We start from the raw sequence: 21,282 nt of genomic DNA on the forward strand, positions 1-21,282 counted from the left end.
TAATTAAGGAAGTTGTAGATGGAACGCAAAGTGATTTTAGATACCAATATCATTCACAGCACTCGTACAGATACATCTGGAATGCAAATGCTCTTGAGGTTAGTTAAATCAGGTTTTTTGAAACTTGTTATACCTGAAGTTGTTGCTAGGGAGTATTTGACTAAAAGAGTTACGGAATCTAAAGCTTCAATGGAAAAAGTTATTTCAGAAGCAAGAAAGCTTAAGAATAGTAAGGTTTATGGAAGTGATTACTCTTTGTCTAGTATAGAGTCTTCTATTTCGGAAGCTATCAAAGACATTGAGCCGAGTTTTCATGAATGGGCTAGTCAAGAAGGTATAGAAATATATAAGATCAATAACACATCAATTGAAGATATTTTCAATGACTACTTCCTTGGGATAGGGGCTTTCAAAAAGCCAAAAAGTCGTGAAGATTTCCCCGATGCTGTGATTTTAGACTGTATCAGAAAGCTCTCTACAGAATCTAATGTTTATGTAATTACAAAAGATCAACACCTTTCTGGCTGCTGTACAAGACTAAATACTATTACGGTATGTACCTCATTAGATGATTTGTTTGAGGAAAATGATATCAAGGAGGCCATTATCGACCTAGATAGTGTGGATGGGCGTATAAATAGCATTCTTGAAACCTTAGAGTCTTCTTCAGCTAATATATCTATCCAAGAGTTTATAAGTGAATTTAAGAGAGAAGAATATTTAGAGAAAGGCTTCCTATATGACTCTATTGATTTGCCATATGATCTAAAAGAGATTGTTGATAGTTCGGATAATTGGTCAGTACAAGCGGAAATTTCAGGTGAGCTAGACTTTAATGATTTGTATGTATCCAAAGCAAAATTTCTAGGTGGCAATAAATTCAGCTTGTCTACTAATATGGAGTGCTTGCTTGAATTGCATGTTTTTTGTTCTCCTGAAACGTATGAGACACTTCCATATGAATATAGAAAGAAACTTGAGTGTGATGAGGAACTTATTGATGGAGAAGAACATATATCTGGTGAGCTTAGAGGATACCTCGAAAGTAATATCGTTATAGACGCTATAGACCTTAATATTAACCCTCATGCCTTAGAGGTACATTTAAGTTATTTAGGGCAAGATAGATGTGAGTTAGAAGTCGAAGTTGAAAGCATTAATTTGGATATCATTTCTCTATAAAAAAGCCGCTTCGTTTGAAGCGGCTTTTTTGTGTCTGACGGGATAATCCTGAGGATTACGCGTCGATACGTTTGTACTTAATACGCGTTGGCGTTGCGTCTTTACCCGTACGCGCTTTGTAGTCGGCTTCGTATTCTTGGTAGTTACCTTCGAAGAATACGGCTTTTGAGTCACCTTCGTAAGCCAAGATGTGTGTTGCCACACGGTCAAGGAACCAACGGTCGTGGGAAATCACAATTGCCGCACCTGGGAACGCTAGTAGCGCTTCCTCTAGGGCACGTAGTGTTTCAACGTCCAGGTCGTTGGTCGGTTCGTCGAGTAGCAAGACGTTGCCGCCTTCTTTTAGCAGCTTCGCCAAGTGCAGACGGTTACGCTCACCACCTGAAAGGTGTTTCACCAGTTTCTGTTGATCTGAGCCTTTGAAGTTAAAGCGACCGATGTAGGCACGTGAAGGCACTTTCCAGTTGTTCACTGTGATCATGTCTTGGCCATCAGAGATCTCTTCAAAGACCGTCTTGTCGCCATCTAGCTCACGCATCTGATCAACGTAGGCTAGTTGCACGGTTTCACCGATGGTCACGGTGCCTGAGTCAGGTTGCTCAATGCCGGCGATCATTTTGAACAGGGTCGATTTACCGGCACCGTTACCACCGACTACACCGACGATCGCGCCTGGTGGCACAACCATGTTGAAGTCTTCAACCAATACGCGGCCATCGAAACCTTTAGAAACGTTTTCGATCTCGATAACTTTGTTACCTAGGCGAGGACCCGGTGGAATGTACAGCTCGTTGGTCTCGTTACGTTCTTGGAACTCTTTTGAGTTCATTTCTTCGAAACGTGCTAGACGCGCTTTGGACTTAGACTGACGGCCTTTAGCGTTTTGGCGCACCCACTCAAGCTCAGACTTGATGGCTTTGTTGTGTGACGCTTGTTGCTTAGCTTCCATCTCAAGACGCGCATTCTTCTGGTCTAGCCAAGAAGAGTAGTTGCCTTCGTATGGGATACCGTGACCACGGTCAAGCTCAAGGATCCAGCCCGCAGCGTTATCTAGGAAGTAACGGTCGTGGGTGATCGCTACCACAGTACCTGGGTAATCTTTCAAGAAGCGTTCTAGCCACGCGACAGACTCAGCGTCCAAGTGGTTAGTCGGCTCGTCTAGAAGGATCATGTCAGGCTTGTCTAGTAGTAGACGACATAGCGCCACACGACGACGCTCACCACCAGATAGGTGCTCAACGTTGGCATCCCAAGGTGGCAGACGTAGCGCATCGGCTGCGACTTCTAGGGCGCGATCAAGGTTATGACCGTCTTTTGCTGTGATCAGGTTTTCCAGCTCAGCTTGCTCTGCCGCCAACGCATCAAAGTCAGCATCAGGATCGGCGTAAGCGGCGTAGACTTCATCAAGACGCACAAGCGCTTCTTTTACGTCGGCCACAGATTCTTCGACGATGCCACGCACGTCTTTCGCCGGATCAAGCTCTGGCTCCTGTGGTAGGTAGCCGACTTTTAGACCTGGCATCGGGCGTGCTTCACCAATGTATTCTTGGTCAACGCCTGCCATGATGCGCAATAGGGTCGATTTACCAGAGCCGTTTAGACCCAAAACACCGATTTTAGCGCCAGGGAAAAACGACAGGGAAATGTCTTTAAGAATCTCGCGTTTCGGCGGTACGATCTTACCAACGCGGTTCATGCTGTATACAAACTGTGCCATAAGCTGTGGTCTGTTCCTACGTGAAATAACGAAACTGAATTGATGCCAAGCAGCGCGCCAAGCGCGAGTGCTTGATACCGACAAATGTTGGCGCTAAGCATAGCACAACAACAGCCAATGCAGAATCATTGCAAATCGCTTCGACGCGCCCTAAACCTCGCCCCCTCGGTAGCTATATAGCAGTGAGATTGTTATTATCTTGGACTATTATTAGCCAGTAATTTTTGGCTGTTATCGAACCAACTTTCCCAATCATTGGAACCCAAATGCGTTGTCCTTTTTGTGGTACTCAAGATACCAAAGTGCTTGATTCTCGACTTGTTTCCGAGGGCGCTCAAGTACGTCGTCGTCGCACCTGCGGCCATTGCCAAGAACGCTTTACCACCTTTGAAGTGGCTGAGTTACAAATGCCCAAATTGATCAAAAGTGATGGCAGCCGTGAGCCGTTTGACGAAGACAAGCTTCGCTCGGGGATTATCAAAGCGCTGGAGAAGCGTCCAGTGAGCATCGAATCGGTGGAAACCGCCATTATTCGTGTCAAAGAAAAGCTACAAGCCACGGGCGAGCGCGAGTTGCCGTCACGCATCATCGGTGAAGCGGTGATGGAAGAGCTTAAGCGCCTTGACCAAGTCGCCTACGTGCGCTTTGCTTCGGTCTACCGTAGCTTTAAAGACATCAGCGAGTTTCGCCAAGAAATTGAACGCCTCGAAAGCGGCACCAGCACCTCTGAGGAGAACTAAATGACGCAGCCGATTCACCAACATTATATGGCGCAAGCAATACGCTTGGCCGAACACGGCCGTTACACCACCCATCCAAATCCTCGCGTGGGCTGTGTCATCGTCAAAGACGGCGCCGTGATCAGTGAAGGCTTTCACAAGCGCGCTGGCGAAGGCCACGCCGAAGTGCAAGCGCTGGCCAATCTCACTACTGACGCCAAAGGCGCGACCGCCTATGTCACGCTAGAGCCGTGCAGCCACTTTGGACGTACACCGCCATGTGCGCAAGCCTTGATTAATGCGGGCGTTGGGACTGTGGTTTATGGCATGCAAGATCCCAACCCAGAAGTCGCAGGCAATGGCCTGACTATGCTCAAAGAAGCCGGCATCGAAGTAATCGGCCCGATTATGGAAGCCGAATGCCGCGCGCTTAATCCAGGTTTTATCAAACGTATGGAAGAAGGCTTGCCGTTTGTACGCGTTAAGCTTGCCATGAGTGTCGACGGTCGCACCGCGATGGAATCCGGCGAAAGCCAATGGATCACGGGCCCTGAAGCGCGCCAAGATGTGCAGCGTTTGCGTGCGCAAAGCTCTGCCATCGTCACTGGCATCGGTTCAGTGATCATCGATAACCCCAGCATGACGGTGCGCATTGATGACAACGATCAAGCGGCTGACAGCAAAGACGTGCGCCAACCGCTGCGCGTGATTCTTGATACGGCGCTATCGATTCCACCCGAAGCGAAGATCTTATACCCGACCAATGAAGTAGTCGTGTTCTGCGACGAAGAAGAAATCGAGCAAGAGCACTTAGCCACGCTGCAAAAGAAAAAAGTCGACGTGCGCTTCTTACCACTAGGCGACGATGGTCGCTTGGATTTGGTGGAAGCCATGGGGCAACTGGCCGACCAAGGCATCAATGAAGTCTTAGTTGAGACCGGGGCCGTGCTAGCCGGCGCCTTTTTAGACGCAGGTCTAGTCGACGAACTTGTGGTGTACATGGCGCCTAAGTTACTTGGCTCAGAAGCGCGTCCACTACTAAACTTACCCCTAGAGCAGATGTCCGAAGCGGTCGATCTTGAGCTTCTCGACCTGCGCAAAGTCGGGCAAGACATCAAATTTGTCTACCGTCCACAGTATCGTGATGACGAAGAGGAACAAGCCTAGTGTTTACTGGCATCATTACCGGTCAAGGGCGCGTGGCACAATGCCAACGCAAAGGCGGTGATTTAGCGCTTAAAATCCACGCCGAAAGCCTAGATATGCACGATGTCGCCCTGGGCGACAGCATCGCCACCAATGGCGTGTGTTTGACCGTGACACGTCTAGAAGGCAGCAGCTATTGGGCCGATGTCTCCGCTGAGACATTGGCGCACACCACGCTAAGTCAATGGCAAGTTGGGCAGCAGGTGAACCTTGAAAAAGCCCTACAGCCGACTTCGCGCCTAGGCGGGCACTTGGTCAGCGGTCATGTGGACGCCACCGGCGAAGTGGTGGCCATCTGGCCGGATGCACGAAGTATTCGTTATCGAATCAAAGTGTTACCAGAGTTGATGCGCTATATTGCTCTTAAAGGCTCGATCTGTGTCGATGGTGCGAGTCTAACGGTAACCGGCCTTGATGCAGATGAATTTGAGCTCAGCATTGTGCCACACACGGCCCAAGAAACCATTATGGCCAGTTATCAGGTGGGCACTCAGGTAAACATTGAGGTGGATCAGATCGCGCGCTACTTAGAGCGTTTAATCGCACCGCAAAACGTACAGAGCGAGCCAAAGGTGTCATCCTTAACGGAGACATTTTTAGCCGAACATGGGTTTATGGGGCGCCGCCGCTAAACCGTGACTGAATGAAATAGGAAGGTGAAGTACCATGGCAATTAATACCATTGAAGAAATCTTGGCCGACATGCGCCAAGGCAAGATGGTCATTCTGATGGACGACGAAGATCGCGAAAACGAAGGCGACCTGATTGTCCCGGCAGAATGCATCACGCCGGAAATCATCAACTTTATGGCCGTGCAAGCCCGTGGCTTGATCTGTCTGACGCTGACACCGGAGCGCTGTAAACAACTGGCGCTGCCCTTGATGGTGAATCAAAACGGCGCCGCCTTCAGCACCAACTTTACCCTTTCTATTGAAGCGGCCGAAGGCGTGACCACAGGTATTTCCGCGGCCGACCGCGCACTGACCGTGAAGCGTGCCGTCGCCGCCAACGCTCAACCAGAAGATATCGTGCAGCCAGGGCATATTTTCCCAGTGATGGCAAAACCAGGCGGCGTGTTATCGCGCGCAGGCCACACCGAAGCAGGCTGTGATTTGGCGCGTATGGCAGGTTACGAAGCCGCCTCCGTGATCGTCGAAGTGATCAATGACGATGGCACCATGGCGCGTCGTCCAGATTTAGAAAAGTTTGCCGAGAAACATGGCATAAAAATTGGTACAATCGCTGACCTGATTCATTACCGCACACTCAACGAAACCACCGTGCAACGCGAAGCGGAGCAAGTGGTGCAAACCGAAGTGGGCGAATTTAATCTGATCACCTACCGCGATACGGTACAAGGCCTTAGCCATATGGCCTTTGTCAAAGGTGACATCACGCCAGATACACCGACTCTTGTGCGGGTTCACGTACGTGACCCAGCTCGTGATATCGCCGGAATCATCTCCTCCGAGACCGAGCACAAATGGTCCATGTCAGGCGCATTGGAATACGTCGCCAAAGAAGGCGCTGGTGTGGTGGTATTAGTGGATACGTTGGATCATCCGAATGATCTAGCGGCCAGCTTCGCCACCACGCTGAACCCACCTGCGGGGAAAGGTTCACATAAAAGCGGTTCAGGCACTTACCTGACCGTCGGGACGGGGTCGCAGATTCTACGGGATTTGGGCGTGTGCAAGATGCGCTTGCTCAGCTCGCCGAAGAAATTCTCCGTCACTGGGTTTGATTTAGAAACGGTGGAATTCATTCCATATAAGGGCGCTCCTGTGAGTGCCGATCAAGTTTAAAGTTTAGAGGCAGATATGAGCGATATTAAGACTTATGAAGGTCATTTCGCAGCACCTGGTGCCAAGTTTGCGCTGGTGGTGGGCCGTTTTAACAGCTACATCGTTGAGAGCTTAAAAGAAGGCGCTATCGACACCCTAGTACGCCACGGCATCAAAAAAGAAGACATCACTGTGATCTACTCGCCAGGTGCGTTTGAGATCCCTGTGGTCGTGAAAAAAGTCGCTGAGCAAAACCAATACGATGCCATTGTTGCCCTAGGCGCAGTGATCCGTGGTGGTACGCCGCACTTTGAATACGTGGCGGGCGAATGTGTGAAAGGTCTTGGCCAATTGGCACTGCAATACGGTATCCCAGTATCGTTTGGCGTGTTGACGGTTGATACCATCGAGCAAGCGATCGAACGCGCTGGCACTAAAGCCGGCAACAAAGGTGGTGAAGCAGCACTTTCTGCTCTAGAAACAGTAGCCGTATTGCGTGAATTGGAAAGCAAATAATGAGTGATCAAGACCAGGCACAAAAGCCAAAAAAACCTTCTCGTTCGCAACTGCGTAGCGCGTCGCGCTCGTTTGCTTTGCAGGCGCTTTACCAATGGCAGATGAACCAATCATCGGTCAATGAAATCGAAGCGCAATTTGCTGTCGATCACGACATGGCAAGCTGCGACAAGACCTACTTCCGTGAGCTTCTTTACGGCGTAGCGTCTAAAGCTAAAGCCCTAGACGAGAAGTTTGAGCAATACCTTGATCGTTCGTTATCAGAGTTAGATGCCATTGAATTGGCAACGTTGCGTATCGGTACGTTTGAACTAGTAGAACGCTTAGACGTGCCTTACCGTGTGGCGATCAACGAAGGTGTTGAATTGGCGAAATCGTTTGGTGCCAGCGAAAGTCACAAATACGTAAACGGCATTTTAGACAAACTTGCTCAGCACGTGCGCCGCGAAGAAATCGCTGCCCGTCGTAATGCCAAGTAAGGGCGTTTGAGTAAGTGTTGAAGAATCCCAGTCAGGCCCCGCTTGACTGGGATTTTTTGTAGCGGCATTGAGATAGGACGACTATGCAAGAGTTTGAGTTAATTCGCTCGATCTTTCAGGCCTCGGTCATGGCCAACACCGAAGGGCGCGGCGATATATTGCAAGGCATTGGTGATGATTGCGCTCAGGTGCAAGTACCCGAAGGGCAAACCCTAGTCTTTTCCATGGATACCATGGTCGAAGGGCGTCATTTTCCTTACGATGCTGATCCGGTCGACATCGGCTATCGCGCGGTCGCGACCTGTGTCAGTGATTTGGCGGCAATGGGCGCCAAGCCCGCATTCTTTACCTTGGCCCTGACGATGCCTGAGTCCGATCCTCAATGGTTAGCAGGCTTTGCCGAAGGCATGGCGGAGCTAGCGGAGCCGATTGGCTTGTTATTAGTCGGCGGTGACACCACCAAAGGCCCACTGACGATTACTTTGCAAGTGCACGGCTATGTCGAGCAAGCTATGACACGTCTGCGCAGCCATGCTCAAGTGGGCGATGACATTTACGTCACTGGCACCTTAGGCGATGCCGCGGCAGCCGTGCCGGTAGTGACCGGTGAGCTACAAGTGTCAGCCGAACGCTACGAATACTTCTATGAGCGCTATTGGCGCCCATCCCCACGTTTAATCGCCGGTATGGCCTTAAAGCGTGTGGTGCACAGCATGATGGATATCTCTGATGGCCTCGCCCAAGATTTGCAGCATATTTTGCGCGCCTCAAAGGTCGGTGCCTATGTGGATTACGCCAAACTTCCCGTGTCTGATGAGCTTGCCCAATGGCGCCCCGAAAGCGCCTACGCGCTAGCACTCACCGGTGGCGATGATTACGAGCTATGCTTCACCGCGCCGCCTAGCGCCCGCGAAGAGATCCAGTTAATTCTGCAAACCTTGCATTTGCCTTGTGCGCGCATTGGAGAAATCACGGACTCTGAAGAATTGATCGTCGATGGTTACGATGGCGAGCTGAGCGGCTGGCAGCATTTTTAAGCGCTGACGCAAGCGTGCTCAAAAAGCCCTGGCCAAAGTAAACAAAAGCCGTGTCTGTGACACGGCTTTTGTCGTTATGAAGGAATACTTTGGCGCAGCATGGTGAGCGCATCGCTGAGCAAAATCGGGCGATTGTCCGTGGATTCCAAGACTTTGTCACTGTAGCGCCACTGAAAGTCAGAGTAGTAGCTTTTGCGATACTCGGAAGGCGTCGCGCCACAATACTTTTTAAACGCCGCGGTCATATGGCGATGTTCGTTAAAGCCGACTGCTTGGGCGATTTCAGTGATCGGCAGTTGCACGTCTTTGAGCAGTGGCTTAGCCATGTTGACGCGCACCATGGACAAGTATTCAAACGGGCTGTAACCGCTGACTTTTTTAAACAAACGCGAGAAATGGTAATAGCTTAAGTGGGCTTGGTCAGCCAATTGGGCAATGGTGATTTGCTCTTGGTAATGGCGATTGATAAAGCCAATGCTTTCTTTAATTACCTGATCGTCTTTGCCTTCTGTTGTCGACGCCAGCTTGGCTTGGCTGTGGCTGGCTTGTTCTATCCCAGCTAATAATTGATAGGTATTCGCAAGGCTAGCAAAGCCCGCTGAGGTTTGTAGCAATGCCGCTAGATGCGTGTCGGCCAGTTGGCGCAGGGCGTCATAGTTGGCGTGCGTCGGCGTGATGGTCTGATAACCCGTCACTGGCGCATGATTGCGATCAAACAGGGTGGCGTCAAACTGCCAAGTGACCAAGGCACTTTGTGGCGTCGACTGCTCGATGGCATGAATAATATCCGGGCCGATATAGACGAAGTCCCCCTGTTGCAAGGTGATCTCTTGCTGGTTCACCGTAAAGGTGAAGCCGCCGCGCAATATATAGCTAAACTCGGGGGCCTTGTGCCAATGCGGTTGGCAATAAGTCACTTCCGCCGCAAAGACATTAAGGTGCTCCGAATCAAATACGATCAGCTCACAGGTTGACGACATCGGCTCTAAATATTCAGCCTGTCTTTTCACTGAATTAAATGGTTGCATTGTCGGTGTATTTTATAATTTTTATGTATTGATTGGAGCGTTTACGCCCCTTTATATAACGCCAGCACAGTGTTCTCTGGGCACTGTGCCAGCGGCTTGGGTGGGCCAATCCTGTGCCCTAAATTATGCTTGTTGTATTAATCGTAGTGTAGCGCATCCGCCAACGCTTGGCGTGATACATCGACGCCCAAAAACTCCGTCAGGGCAATATAAAAACCGCAGAACAGCTCCGGCGCAATATTGATCAAGCGCTCACGAATCACCTCAGGCGCAAGGCCGCTCTTGTCTGCCACCAATGCCACGATCTGAGCAAAGGCGCGTTCATCGTTGATCAGCTGCACCAAAGAGCTGTCCACGTTAAGTGGCAAGCGATGCGCTGTGCCCAGTGCTTGCACGCTGGCGCGCAGTGGCAGCTCGCGTGAGTGCGCCCCGACACAGATCTCATAGGTGCCGGCTTCCGTGATCCATTGCTCAAGCGTAGGGTGATAGGAGCGGAAGTCTTCTGCGCTGAGCGTCAGTTCAACGGTTTGCGTCTCGCCTGCTGCGAGCGCCACTTTGCTAAAGGCTTTAAGATTCACTGGCGCGTGGGCCAATTCGCCGTCTGGGTGCGTTAAGTACACTTGTACTACTTCTTTACCCGCACGATCGCCGCTATTGGTCACAGTGACTGACACGGTCAGGGCATCGTCTGCGGCCAAGGTGGTGTGACTAAGACTCAGAGCTTGATACTCAAACTGGGTGTAGCTTAGACCAAAACCAAATGGGAAGCGGGGCGTCATCTTACGCTTATCGTAATAGCGATAGCCTACGTAAATGCCTTCCGAATAATGATGACGCAAGGCTTCCCCTGGATAATGCAAAAACGCCGGTGTTTCTTCCAGACAGTTCGGCACCGTCACCGTGAGCTTGCCGCTTGGGTTAGCGTGACCAAACAGCAGCTTAGCCACCGCCTTACCGACCCCTTGACCCGCAAAGAAGGTCTCAAGCAGGGCGTGACACTGGTCCAGCCAGGGCATTTCGACCGCATCCGAGTTGCTCAAGACCACGACGGTTCTAGGGGCAACTTGTGACACCTTATGAATCAACTGCTCGTGGGCGGCGAGGATCGACAGGTTTTGGCGATCGCCATTTTCACCGTCTTCACCGATCGCCGTATTGACGAACACCACCGCCACATCGCTGTGCTGGGCGATATGGACCGCCTGCGCTAGGGCTTCGTCATCGGCTTGATCGTCGGCGCCGACGCCTTTGGCAAAGTGAATATCAAACGCATCACCCGCTACATCAATGATTTCATCCAGTGGGCGATCCAACACATACGGCACTGTAGTAGCACAGCCAGAGCCTTGAATGACTGGCTCATGAGCGCCTGGGCCGATGATTGCCACGCGCTGAAAGCGCTTAGCGTCTAATGGCAAGGTTTGCTCGTCGTTCTTTAATAGCACAATCGACTCTTCGGCGATCTGCTGGGCCAAAGCGTGATGCGCGCTGAAATCCGTGGTCGGCTTAGTGGTTTTCTGATCCAGTTGTAGGCGATCTAGCAGGGTCAGCAGACGCGCACAAGACTCGTCCACCACCGACATGGGTACACGGCCCTCGTTGATCGCGGCCAATAAATCGCGCTTGTCACGTTGTACTTCAGGCATCGACAAATCATTGCCCGCCAGTAGTGAAGCCGGGCGGTCTTTGATGCCGTACCAATCGGACATTACTAAGCCGTTGTAGCCCCATTGTTCGCGCAAAATTTGCGTCAACAAGGTGTGGCTCTGGGACGTTTGTTCGCCGTTTAAACGGTTGTAAGACGACATCACGGTCCATGGGTTGGACTTATCGATGGCGCGCTTAAAGCCCGCTAAATACAGCTCGTGCAGCGTGCGCGCATCCACGATCGAATCCATCTCGGTGCGACGAAACTCAGAGTTATTGCAGGCAAAGTGCTTGAGGCTCGCGCCAACGCCTTCATCCTGCATGCCGTTGATCAAGGCTGCTGCCAGCTCACCGCTGACGACTGGGTCTTCTGAATAGTATTCATAACCACGCCCAGAGAGCGGTGTGCGGCGCAAGTTGATACCAGGGCCGAGCAAAATATCCACGCCCAACGCTTGGCATTCATGCGCCAAGGCTTGCCCCATTTGATACACCAGCTCAGTGTCCCAGCTACACGCCAGCGCTGAGCCGTTCGGAAAACAGGTGGCCGGCAAGGTTTGGCCAAACAAGGCTTCACTGCCTTTTTTCTGCTCACCTTGATCGTCGGCGGATTGGTGCACCACGTTTAAGAAATCGCTGATGGTCCAATTGGCATCGTCGTCGATTTGCTCGCTGCTGTAGCGCACGCCATATGTGCCATCGGTCATGGTGGCGCTAGGAATGCCCAAGTGCGCAAACGGGGTAGTTTTCCACAGCGCTTTGCCCGACAAGAAAGCCACTTTCTCGTCGGTGGTCATTTGGCTGATGAGCGTTTCATGTGAGTGTTTCATAAGAGTCCATTAGGTGTTGCTTTTACGCGCGTCGATTTTGGCAATCAGCTCGCGGTAGTTGTGTTCGTTAAGCGTGTACAGCGCTACCACGATCATCGACAAGATAAACATCGCAGCAGGGAAAATCGTCATACTAAAATTGATACCGGCGATGGCTTCGGCGCTCACCGCATCGCTTGAGTAGTTGAAGCTGTCCAATAATAGACCAGCACAGCCACCACCGACCGCCATGGCAATTTTGGTGATGAAGTTATAGAAGCCATAAATCGTGCCTTCGGCGCGCACTTCATGATGCCATTCGGCGTATTCCACCGTATCTGGCACCATCGACCACATGGTGACAAAACCAATGCCCAGAGTAACGCTAAACATACACACGCCGATCATGATCAGGGTGACGTTGTCGCCAGCGATAAAGTATTGGAACAACAGACCGGCTGCGCCAAATACAAGACCGGCTTGGGTTAGGGCTTTTTTGCCCAGCATGGCGATCAGCTTTTCAGAAATGATTACACCAAAGGTGTAAAACGCGGTCTGGATCAAGAAAAACTGCGTGGTAAACGAGGCATCGCCGATCACATAGTTAATAAAGTAGATCGCAATCGCCATCCACACGGTGTAGGCGATGTAGAAAAACATAGTGTACAAAGACACATTGATCAGCGGCTTGTTTTTAAACACTGTATTAATGATGACTTTGGCGCCGACGGGCGTGCTGTCTCGTTCCACTGCGACACGCTCTTTGGTCATGGCAAAACAAGCAAAGAAGGTCAACGACGCCAATGCTGAGTAAATCGCGACAGCCGCGATATAGCCAGTTTGTGGCGTCTCAAACAGCGACACCAGCGGATCAGCGGTGGTCGACACCACCAAGTAACCAATACTGGCCAGCGCGAAGCGATATACTGACAACGACGCCCGTGATTGCTCGTCTTGAGTCAGCATATTGGTCATCGCTGAGTAGGGCGTATTGACTGTGGTGTACGCCAAGCAGTACAGGGTGTAAGTGAACAGCGCAAAGGCAAATTTGTAATCTGTTTCAAACACTAAGAAGCAGGCTACGGTCAGCAGCGCAAGCGGTAGGGTGCCATACAAAATAAACGGGCGTAACTTACCGAAGCGGGTATCGGTTTTATCGACAAAATAGCCAATCACCAAGTTAAAAATGGCGTCGGCCACGCGGGCGATGACAAAAATAGCACTGGCTTGGGCGGCACTGATGCCGTAAATATCGGTGTAATAGAACAACAAAAACAACGATACAAAGCCAAACGATAGATTCGACGCGAAGTCGCCTAGTCCGTACCCAAACTTTTCGGTTCGGGAGATCTTCACATAGCTGTTATTAGAATTGAGTGAAAGTGACATAAGATTTCTCCAGTTTATTATGTGAGCAGACTATCAAAACTCACACAGCGGCACGCACGTCATTTTGCTTAACTAAGGGCGGATTTTTGCTAAGTGTCTAAAAAATGAGCGCCCTGATAACTTCCATTGGAGAGTCGTCAGCGAACGCGTATAATCTTGTCATTCTTCCTTTTATGCGAGTGTGCCTGTGTCCCGTGAATTAACCCCACACCATGCCTTTCAGACCGATTGCCTTGAGCAAATGGGCATTGTCAGCTGGGTGCAAGGCCAAGCGCCAGCCACTGGGACCATCTATCGCGCGCCGCAGCCTTGGCCCCGTGCCGATGGCTTACAAGCGTCTGAGCCGGACGTTATTATGGATGACAGCGCTTTTGCGCCGCCCATGCCAGCGCCTGCTCGCGCCCCAGAAAAGATCGATCCTGAGCAAAAAGATGCGTCAGTAGCGGACCTTAAACGCCAGCTTGGCGCCGCGCCAGAAGTCATCGTCGAAGATCTACAGCCGATCGAAGAAGTGGTGCTCGACACTCCAGAGTTGGCGCCCGATGCGGGCCAGAAACTGCCATTACAAACGCATTTGGCGGGCTACTTTATGCTTGGGCGCTTATTAGTGTTAAGCGATTTACCGCAAGCGTTTAACGATGAAGACGCCCTAGATAAGCTTGCGCTGAACCTCAGTAAAGCCTTACTAAAACAAGAGGTTAGCGAATGGCATAAAGGCTTGTTCCGCTGGCCAGGGCGTCTGCAAAACCAATATCTAGTCGGTCGCCAAGATTGGCTGTTAGGCGCCTTTGAGCAATTCTTAATGAATCAATTGGGCAACCAAGCCAACCAAGAATTACTGATTATTTTAGCGGGACAACACAGCGTGCAGTTTTTTGACGCCTTACCCGACGCGCACCCGTTAAAGCGCCATCCTGCTGCGCAGGTAGACAGCTTGCCGCAAATGCTGCGCATCCCCGAATTACGTAAAGATGCGTGGGCGACCATGCAATCTACATTTTTTGCACCAAAATAATCATGTCTGATCACTATACTATCTCCCCAGCCGCTAGTGATGACCTAGACGCCTTGCTAGCATTAAACCAACAGGCGAATCCGCATCCGTGGTCAGCTGCATTGATGGCCGATGCACTGGCAAGCGGCAAAAATAGCCGTCAAAACTGGCTGCTCAAAGATAAAGTCAGTGGCGAGTTGGTGGCTTGGTTATGCGCTTCAAAAGTCTATGACCAAAGCGAATTAGAATTAGTAGTGACGCATCCAGATTGGCGTCGCCGCGGCTTGGCACAACGTCTTATCGAGCATTGGCTAGATTGGGCGCAAGCACAAGATTGCCACGAAGCGCTATTAGAAGTACGCGCTTCTAACACTGGCGCCATCGCCCTATATGAAAAGCTCGCGTTTGCCGAAGTCGGCCGACGCAAAAACTATTATCCGTTGGCGGACGGGGGCAAAGAGGCCGCTGTGCTCATGACCCGCCCGCTCAACGACGCACACTGAGACTGCAACCGCAGACCAACAATGGAGTAATACCATGACTCAAGTACTAGTGCCGATTGCCAATGGCAGCGAAGACATTGAAGCCGTCACCATTATCGACGTACTACGTCGCGGTGGCGCCGAAGTAACCGTCGCCAGCGTGCACGATGACAAGCAAATCACCGCAGCCAACGGCTGTAAGATCGAAGCCGATGTCTTGATCGGGGATGTGGCGGAGCAAATGTACGATGCCATCGTGTTGCCAGGTGGCATGCCAGGCGCAGAGCATCTACGCGACAGCAAAGTGTTGGTTGATCTGTTGGAAAAACACGACATCCAAGACGCTCTGATCGCAGCCATCTGTGCGGCACCAGCCGTGGTACTTGGTACGCATGGGTTTGTGATGGACAAGCAAGCGACCTGTTACCCAGGCTTTGAAGACGGTCTCAAAGGCGCAGACTACCAAGCGGATCAGCCGATCGTGATGGACGACAACATCATTACGGCGCAAGGCCCAGCCATGGCGATGGCCTTTGCATTGGCGGTATTGGCGAATCTAAAAGGCATCGAAGTGACCGAAGAAACGGCACAGGGCCTGCTTTGCTAAAAGCGCTGATCTTGTCCAAATGGTCAAGCTAAAATCTGCAAAAACAGCCGAAACTTGGGCTTTCGGCGGCTCTTTTGTGTGGACGAAAAAGCCATTTCAGAGTAAAATTGTTCAGATTTATTTGGTCGTAGCGACTCAAAACACAGCAGTAGTTCGACTACGACATCAGCATCATTTTATAAAAGCGAGGTGGGCCACAGGTTTACCTCGCTTTTTTGCAACCTAAAATAGGCACTTACGGGAGGTTCCTTTGGCAACATCAGCGATTCTTGCTCTGGAAGACGGCACAATATTTAGAGGTGTGTCGATCGGAGCAGATGGCTCCTCAACCGCAGAGGTTGTGTTCAACACCTCAATGACCGGTTATCAAGAAATTCTTACTGATCCTTCCTACGCTCGACAAATGGTCACTCTGACCTACCCACACATTGGTAATACTGGCGTTAACGCCGAAGACGAAGAGTCTGACCAAGTTTGGTGTTCGGGCCTAATCATTCGCGACCTACCTTTGCTATCAAGCAGCTGGCGTCAACAAGAGACACTAGATGGCTACCTTAAGCGTAAAGGTGTGGTTGGGATTGCGGACATCGATACACGTAAATTGACGCGTATCCTACGTGAGAAAGGTGCTCAAGCCGGCTGCATCATGGCTGGCGACAACATCAACGAAGAGGAAGCCGTTGCGCAAGCCAAAGCTTTCCCTGGCTTGAAAGGCATGGATTTAGCCAAAGAAGTAACGACAGACAAGTCATACGAGTGGACTGAGTCAACTTGGTCGCTTGCAGCGGGTCACACCACCCCAACAGAATTCCCATACCACGTCGTGGCATACGACTACGGTGTGAAAACCAACATTTTACGTATGCTTGTTGAGCGTGGTTGCCGCTTGACGGTTGTACCTGCGAAAACTCCAGCAAGTGACGTGCTAGCACTGAATCCAGATGGCGTTTTCCTATCGAACGGCCCTGGCGACCCAGAGCCATGTGATTACGCGATCAATGCGATCAAAGAGATCCTAGAAACTGAAATTCCCGTTTTCGGTATCTGTCTAGGTCACCAATTGCTAGCGCTAGCAAGCGGCGCGCAAACCGTCAAAATGAAGTTTGGTCACCACGGTGCAAACCACCCGGTACAAGACATCAAAGCGGGCAACGTAATGATCACCAGCCAAAACCACGGTTTTGCGGTGGATGAAGCAACGCTACCTGCAAACCTAGAAGCAACGCACAAATCATTGTTCGATGGCTCTCTACAAGGCATTGCACGTACTGACAAAAAAGCTTTCAGCTTCCAGGGTCACCCTGAAGCGAGCCCAGGTCCACACGACGTGGCACCGCTATTTGATCAGTTCATTGAAAACATCAAAGCAACCAAAGCCTAAGCGAGAACGAGAAGACTATGCCAAAACGTACTGACATAAAAAGCGTCTTAATCTTAGGTGCTGGTCCGATTGTCATCGGTCAGGCCTGTGAATTCGACTACTCAGGTGCGCAAGCCTGTAAAGCCCTTCGTGAAGAAGGCTTCCGAGTTATCCTAGTAAACTCGAACCCAGCAACCATCATGACTGACCCAGTAATGGCGGATGCGACTTACATCGAGCCGATCGAATGGCAAACGGTTGAGAAAATCATCGAAAAAGAACGCCCAGATGCTGTTCTTCCGACGATGGGTGGCCAAACTGCATTGAACTGTGCGCTAGATCTTGAGCGTCACGGCGTGCTAGCGAAATACAATGTTGAAATGATCGGTGCGACTGCGGATGCGATCGACAAAGCCGAAGACCGTCACCGTTTCGACGAAGCGATGAAAGCGATTGGCCTTGAGTGTCCACGTGCGGGCATCGCCCACAACATGGACGAAGCGCACGGCGTACTAAGCGAAGTGGGCTTCCCATGTATCATCCGTCCATCGTTCACTATGGGTGGTTCTGGTGGCGGTATCGCCTACAACATGGAAGAGTTCGTTGAAATCTGTGAGCGTGGTCTAGACCTATCTCCGACCAACGAACTGCTGATCGACGAATCTCTGATCGGTTGGAAAGAGTACGAGATGGAAGTTGTACGTGACAAAAACGACAACTGTATCATCGTATGTGCGATCGAAAACTTCGACGCCATGGGCGTGCACACAGGTGACTCGATCACTGTTGCTCCAGCTCAGACTCTGACAGATAAAGAATACCAAATCATGCGTAACGCCTCTTTGGCAGTACTGCGTGAGATCGGTGTTGAAACGGGTGGTTCCAACGTACAGTTCGGTATGGACCCTAACACTGGCCGCTTAGTCGTTATCGAGATGAACCCACGTGTATCACGTTCATCTGCACTAGCGTCTAAAGCAACCGGTTTCCCAATCGCGAAAATCGCGGCTAAGCTAGCGATCGGTTACACCCTTGATGAGCTACAAAACGACATCACAGGTGGCCTAACACCTGCGAGCTTCGAGCCATCAATCGACTACGTTGTAACTAAGATTCCTCGTTTCACATTTGAGAAATTCCCACAAGCCAACGACCGCCTAACGACGCAAATGAAGTCTGTAGGTGAGGTGATGGCGATCGGTCGTACCTTCCAAGAATCCATGCAAAAAGCCCTTCGTGGCCTAGAAACCGGCACAGACGGCTTCAACCCAATGCTGGACCTAGAAGACGAATCAAGCAAAGAAGTACTACAACGCGAGCTTAAAGCACCAGGTGCGGATCGTATTTGGTACATCGGTGATGCCTTCCGTTCTGGCATGAGCGTAGACGAAGTTTACGAAGTGACCGGCGTTGATCCATGGTTCTTGGTACAAATCGAAGACCTGATCAAAGAAGAACAAGCACTAGAATTCGCAGGCCTTGCGGATCTAACCCACGACAGCATGCGTCGTCTGAAGCGTAAAGGCTTCTCTGACGCACGCCTAGCAGCACTGCTAAACGTGACTGAGAAATCCCTACGTGAGCGTCGTTACCTAGTTGACGTACACCCAGTGTACAAGCGCGTCGATACCTGTGCGGCAGAATTCGCGTCTAACACAGCGTACATGTACTCAACCTACGAAGACGAATGTGAAGCCGCGCCAAGCGACAAGCAAAAAGTTGTTATTTTAGGTGGTGGTCCAAACCGTATCGGTCAAGGTATCGAGTTTGACTACTGCTGTGTACACGCGGCCCTAGGTCTACGTGAAGACGGCTTCGAAACCATCATGGTGAACTGTAACCCTGAAACCGTTTCAACCGACTACGACACTTCTGATCGTCTGTACTTCGAGCCAGTCACGCTAGAAGACGTACTAGAAATCGTTCGTACCGAGAAACCAGTTGGCGTAATCGTGCAGTTCGGTGGTCAAACACCGCTTAAGATTGCCCGTGCCCTTCAGAATGAAGGCGTGCCAATCATCGGTACGACACCAGAAGCGATCGACCGTGCCGAAGACCGTGAGCGTTTCCAAAGCATGATCCAGCGCCTAGGCTACAAACAGCCTAAAAACGCGACCGTACGTTCAACCGAACAAGCGATCGTAAAAGCCGCTGAAATCGGCTACCCACTAGTGGTACGTCCTTCGTACGTACTAGGTGGCCGCGCGATGGAAATCGTTTACAACGAAAAAGAACTGACGCGCTACATGACGTCTGCGGTAAAAGTGTCAAACGACAGCCCAGTACTGCTTGACCACTTCCTAAACTCAGCCATCGAGATCGACATCGACTGTATCTCTGACGGCGAGCAAGTTGTGATCGGCGGCATCATGCAGCACATCGAACAAGCCGGTGTTCACTCAGGTGACTCAGCGTGTTCATTGCCTCCTTACTCATTGCCAGCGGACGTTCAAGACGAAATCCGTGTTATGATTAAACGCATGGCGCTAGAGCTTGGTGTAATCGGTCTGATGAACACCCAGCTAGCGGTTCAAGACGGTGAAATTTACGTAATCGAGGTCAACCCTCGTGCGTCACGTACCGTACCATTCGTTTCTAAGTGCATCGGTCGTTCACTAGCTCAACTTGCAGCGCTAGTAATGGCAGGTAAGACACTGGCAGAGCTTGGTTTCACTGAAGAAGTCATCCCAGACTACTACAGCGTTAAAGAAGCGGTATTCCCGTTCAACAAGTTCCAAGGCGTTGACCCAATTCTTGGGCCAGAAATGAAATCTACCGGTGAAGTCATGGGTGTTGGCGATACTTTCGCTGAAGCCTTCGGTAAAGCAGCCCTAGGTGGCGGCACCGTACTTCCGACTTCAGGCCGCGTCTTCATCTCTGTGCGTGACCAAGACAAAGCTGGCTCAGTAGACGTCGCTAAACGCCTAATTGGCCTAGGTTTTGACCTAGTGGCAACGGGCGGTACCGCGAAATACCTAGCTGAAAATGGCGTGGAAGTGAAGAAAGTGAACAAAGTGAACGAAGGTCGTCCACACATTGTTGATATGCTGAAAAACAATGAGATCGCTTACATCATTAACACCACATCGGGTACTCAAGCGATTGCAGACTCGTCTGTGATTCGTCGTACCGCACTACAAGGCAAAGTGTGCTACACCACAACTTTGGCCGGTGCCGATGCCATGAGCCTAGCGATCAGCAGCGCCAACGAAGAGATCAAAGTTAGAAGACTGCAAGAGTTGCACTCGGGGAAATAATGAAAAAAGTACCAATGACGTTGGAAGGCGAAACGCGCTTACGCGAAGAGCTGAACCACTTGAAAACTGTCGTTCGTCCACGTGTGATTGCGGATATCGCCGAAGCACGTGAACACGGCGACCTGAAAGAAAACGCAGAGTACCACGCCGCTCGTGAAGAGCAGGGCTTTGCTGAAGGTCGTATCTCAGAGATCGAAGGCAAACTGGCTGACGCTCAAGTGATCGATGCCAAAAGCATCCCACACACGGGCAAAGTGATCTTTGGTTCGACGGTAACCTTGTTCAACGTCGACACAGAAGAGACCGTGACTTACAAAATCGTAGGTGACGACGAATCGGATGTGAAACAAAAGAAAATCTCTTACGCGTCACCGATCGCCAAAGCGATCATCGGCAAAATGGAAGGCGACGAAGTCGCCATCCAGATTCCATCTGGCGAAGTTGTCTACGAAATCGAAACCGTAGAACACATCTAAGCCGCGCGTTAAGTCGACGATCTAAAACGCCCCGTAGCAATGCTACGGGGCGTTTTTTTATGGCTGCTGCTCTAGAAAGTGATGTGGCAAAGGTCGGTACGAGGGGATTGCATCCCCGATCGCAAGCGCAGCTTGCTAGAAAAAGAAAAGGCAGCTTCGCCGCCAGTCGCGGGCACAGATCGGTACGAGGGGATTGCATCCCCGACCGCAAGCGCAGCTTGCTAGAATAAGAAAAGGCAGCTTCGCCGCCAGTCGCGGGCAAAGATCGGTACAAGGGGATTGCATCCCCGATTGCAAGCATAGCTTGCTTATCTAAATCTAGGCAGCTTCGCCGCCAGTCACGGGCAATAGCCCCCTCGTACAGAGATCTTCGCAAGCCTGAGATGCTTGTGTGGCAGAGGCCCGGTACGAGGGGATTGCATCCCCGATCGCAAGCGCAGCTTGCTAGAATAAGAAAAGGCAGCTTCGCCGCCAGTCGCGGGCAAAGATCGGTACGAGGGGATTGCATCCCCGATTGCAAGCATAGCTTGCTAGAAAAAGAAAAGGCAGCTTCGCCGCCAGTCGCGGGCAAAGATCGGTACGAGGGGATTGC

At 50.9% G+C, this 21,282-nt stretch carries 18 protein-coding genes; 14 read left to right on the plus strand and 4 right to left on the minus strand.

The features are described from left to right. The first annotated feature begins 18 nt into the window (after positions 1-18). On the plus strand, positions 19-1,182 hold the full coding sequence (locus tag JQX58_RS07975) for a PIN domain-containing protein (RefSeq protein WP_204146307.1): 1,164 nt from the start codon (positions 19-21) through the stop codon (positions 1,180-1,182). A gap of 55 nt (positions 1,183-1,237) precedes the next feature. Here the strand turns inward: JQX58_RS07975 and ettA are convergent, their stop codons facing one another. Then, the gene (gene ettA, locus JQX58_RS07980; protein ID WP_204146308.1) at positions 1,238-2,899 is read right to left on the minus strand and encodes an energy-dependent translational throttle protein EttA; all 1,662 of its coding nucleotides are present in this window, start codon (positions 2,897-2,899) and stop codon (positions 1,238-1,240) included. Between the two features lie 266 nt (positions 2,900-3,165). Here ettA and nrdR point away from each other — a divergent pair, with 266 nt between their 5' ends. The 7 genes from nrdR to thiL all read left to right on the plus strand — a co-directional run bounded on the left by nrdR (position 3,166) and on the right by thiL (position 8,641). Continuing rightward, positions 3,166-3,639: a transcriptional regulator NrdR gene (gene nrdR / locus JQX58_RS07985; RefSeq protein WP_204146309.1), complete on the plus strand. Its 474-nt coding sequence runs from the start codon at positions 3,166-3,168 to the stop codon at positions 3,637-3,639. Then, on the plus strand, positions 3,640-4,785 hold the full coding sequence (gene ribD / locus JQX58_RS07990; RefSeq protein ID WP_204146310.1) for a bifunctional diaminohydroxyphosphoribosylaminopyrimidine deaminase/5-amino-6-(5-phosphoribosylamino)uracil reductase RibD: 1,146 nt from the start codon (positions 3,640-3,642) through the stop codon (positions 4,783-4,785). After that, positions 4,785-5,456 (plus strand): riboflavin synthase, encoded by a 672-nt coding sequence (locus JQX58_RS07995; RefSeq protein WP_204146311.1) that lies wholly within the window; start codon positions 4,785-4,787, stop codon positions 5,454-5,456. The genes ribD and JQX58_RS07995 overlap by 1 nt, the downstream gene beginning before the upstream one ends. Positions 5,457-5,490: 34 nt before the next feature. Beyond that, on the plus strand, positions 5,491-6,630 hold the full coding sequence (ribBA, locus tag JQX58_RS08000) for a bifunctional 3,4-dihydroxy-2-butanone-4-phosphate synthase/GTP cyclohydrolase II (RefSeq protein WP_204146312.1): 1,140 nt from the start codon (positions 5,491-5,493) through the stop codon (positions 6,628-6,630). A gap of 15 nt (positions 6,631-6,645) precedes the next feature. After that, entirely contained in the window at positions 6,646-7,125 is a 480-nt protein-coding gene (gene ribH / locus JQX58_RS08005) for a 6,7-dimethyl-8-ribityllumazine synthase (protein ID WP_204146313.1), read from the plus strand. Further along, the gene (gene nusB, locus JQX58_RS08010) at positions 7,125-7,604 is read left to right on the plus strand and encodes a transcription antitermination factor NusB (RefSeq protein ID WP_204146314.1); all 480 of its coding nucleotides are present in this window, start codon (positions 7,125-7,127) and stop codon (positions 7,602-7,604) included. The genes ribH and nusB overlap by 1 nt, the downstream gene beginning before the upstream one ends. Positions 7,605-7,687: 83 nt before the next feature. Then, the gene (gene thiL, locus JQX58_RS08015; protein WP_204146315.1) at positions 7,688-8,641 is read left to right on the plus strand and encodes a thiamine-phosphate kinase; all 954 of its coding nucleotides are present in this window, start codon (positions 7,688-7,690) and stop codon (positions 8,639-8,641) included. Between the two features lie 74 nt (positions 8,642-8,715). Here thiL and JQX58_RS08020 read toward each other — a convergent pair whose 3' ends face one another. The 3 genes from JQX58_RS08020 to JQX58_RS08030 all read right to left on the minus strand — a co-directional run bounded on the left by JQX58_RS08020 (position 8,716) and on the right by JQX58_RS08030 (position 13,514). Then, a complete protein-coding gene (locus JQX58_RS08020; RefSeq protein ID WP_204146316.1) occupies positions 8,716-9,621 on the minus strand; it encodes a helix-turn-helix transcriptional regulator in 906 nt (301 codons plus the stop codon). Between the two features lie 185 nt (positions 9,622-9,806). Further along, positions 9,807-12,146 carry a beta-glucosidase gene (locus JQX58_RS08025; protein ID WP_204146317.1) on the minus strand — a complete coding sequence of 780 codons (2,340 nt, stop codon included), beginning with the start codon at positions 12,144-12,146 and terminating at the stop codon, positions 9,807-9,809. A gap of 9 nt (positions 12,147-12,155) precedes the next feature. Continuing rightward, entirely contained in the window at positions 12,156-13,514 is a 1,359-nt protein-coding gene (locus tag JQX58_RS08030) for an MFS transporter (RefSeq protein ID WP_204146318.1), read from the minus strand. Positions 13,515-13,701: 187 nt separating this feature from the next. Between JQX58_RS08030 and JQX58_RS08035 the strand changes: the two genes are divergently transcribed. The 6 genes from JQX58_RS08035 to greA all read left to right on the plus strand — a co-directional run bounded on the left by JQX58_RS08035 (position 13,702) and on the right by greA (position 20,690). After that, entirely contained in the window at positions 13,702-14,529 is an 828-nt protein-coding gene (locus tag JQX58_RS08035) for a hypothetical protein (RefSeq protein ID WP_204146319.1), read from the plus strand. Positions 14,530-14,531: 2 nt separating this feature from the next. Beyond that, positions 14,532-15,011: a GNAT family N-acetyltransferase gene (locus JQX58_RS08040; protein WP_204146320.1), complete on the plus strand. Its 480-nt coding sequence runs from the start codon at positions 14,532-14,534 to the stop codon at positions 15,009-15,011. 34 nt (positions 15,012-15,045) lie between these two features. Then, on the plus strand, positions 15,046-15,597 hold the full coding sequence (locus JQX58_RS08045) for a DJ-1 family glyoxalase III (protein ID WP_204146321.1): 552 nt from the start codon (positions 15,046-15,048) through the stop codon (positions 15,595-15,597). A 250-nt stretch (positions 15,598-15,847) separates the two neighbouring features. Continuing rightward, positions 15,848-16,978: a glutamine-hydrolyzing carbamoyl-phosphate synthase small subunit gene (gene carA, locus JQX58_RS08050; protein WP_204146322.1), complete on the plus strand. Its 1,131-nt coding sequence runs from the start codon at positions 15,848-15,850 to the stop codon at positions 16,976-16,978. Positions 16,979-16,995: 17 nt separating this feature from the next. Continuing rightward, entirely contained in the window at positions 16,996-20,214 is a 3,219-nt protein-coding gene (gene carB, locus JQX58_RS08055) for a carbamoyl-phosphate synthase large subunit (RefSeq protein WP_204146323.1), read from the plus strand. Next, positions 20,214-20,690 (plus strand): transcription elongation factor GreA, encoded by a 477-nt coding sequence (gene greA, locus JQX58_RS08060; protein WP_204146324.1) that lies wholly within the window; start codon positions 20,214-20,216, stop codon positions 20,688-20,690. Before carB ends, greA begins: the two co-directional genes overlap by 1 nt. Positions 20,691-21,282 lie beyond the last annotated feature (592 nt).

The sequence above is a fragment of the Marinomonas ostreistagni genome, from assembly GCF_016888445.1.
GTDB lineage: Bacteria > Pseudomonadota > Gammaproteobacteria > Pseudomonadales > Marinomonadaceae > Marinomonas > Marinomonas ostreistagni.

Excerpts from the sequence above, each read along its gene's own strand:
- JQX58_RS07975 (WP_204146307.1), top strand. The coding sequence starts at position 19 with ATGGAACGCAAAGTGATTTTAGATACCAATATCATTCACAGCACTCGT.
- ettA (WP_204146308.1), bottom strand. The coding sequence starts at position 2,899 with ATGGCACAGTTTGTATACAGCATGAACCGCGTTGGTAAGATCGTACCG.
- nrdR (WP_204146309.1), top strand. The coding sequence starts at position 3,166 with ATGCGTTGTCCTTTTTGTGGTACTCAAGATACCAAAGTGCTTGATTCT.
- ribD (WP_204146310.1), top strand. The coding sequence starts at position 3,640 with ATGACGCAGCCGATTCACCAACATTATATGGCGCAAGCAATACGCTTG.
- ribBA (WP_204146312.1), top strand. The coding sequence starts at position 5,491 with ATGGCAATTAATACCATTGAAGAAATCTTGGCCGACATGCGCCAAGGC.
- ribH (WP_204146313.1), top strand. The coding sequence starts at position 6,646 with ATGAGCGATATTAAGACTTATGAAGGTCATTTCGCAGCACCTGGTGCC.
- nusB (WP_204146314.1), top strand. The coding sequence starts at position 7,125 with ATGAGTGATCAAGACCAGGCACAAAAGCCAAAAAAACCTTCTCGTTCG.
- thiL (WP_204146315.1), top strand. The coding sequence starts at position 7,688 with ATGCAAGAGTTTGAGTTAATTCGCTCGATCTTTCAGGCCTCGGTCATG.
- JQX58_RS08020 (WP_204146316.1), bottom strand. The coding sequence starts at position 9,621 with ATGTCGTCAACCTGTGAGCTGATCGTATTTGATTCGGAGCACCTTAAT.
- JQX58_RS08025 (WP_204146317.1), bottom strand. The coding sequence starts at position 12,146 with ATGAAACACTCACATGAAACGCTCATCAGCCAAATGACCACCGACGAG.
- JQX58_RS08030 (WP_204146318.1), bottom strand. The coding sequence starts at position 13,514 with ATGTCACTTTCACTCAATTCTAATAACAGCTATGTGAAGATCTCCCGA.
- JQX58_RS08040 (WP_204146320.1), top strand. The coding sequence starts at position 14,532 with ATGTCTGATCACTATACTATCTCCCCAGCCGCTAGTGATGACCTAGAC.
- JQX58_RS08045 (WP_204146321.1), top strand. The coding sequence starts at position 15,046 with ATGACTCAAGTACTAGTGCCGATTGCCAATGGCAGCGAAGACATTGAA.
- carB (WP_204146323.1), top strand. The coding sequence starts at position 16,996 with ATGCCAAAACGTACTGACATAAAAAGCGTCTTAATCTTAGGTGCTGGT.
- greA (WP_204146324.1), top strand. The coding sequence starts at position 20,214 with ATGAAAAAAGTACCAATGACGTTGGAAGGCGAAACGCGCTTACGCGAA.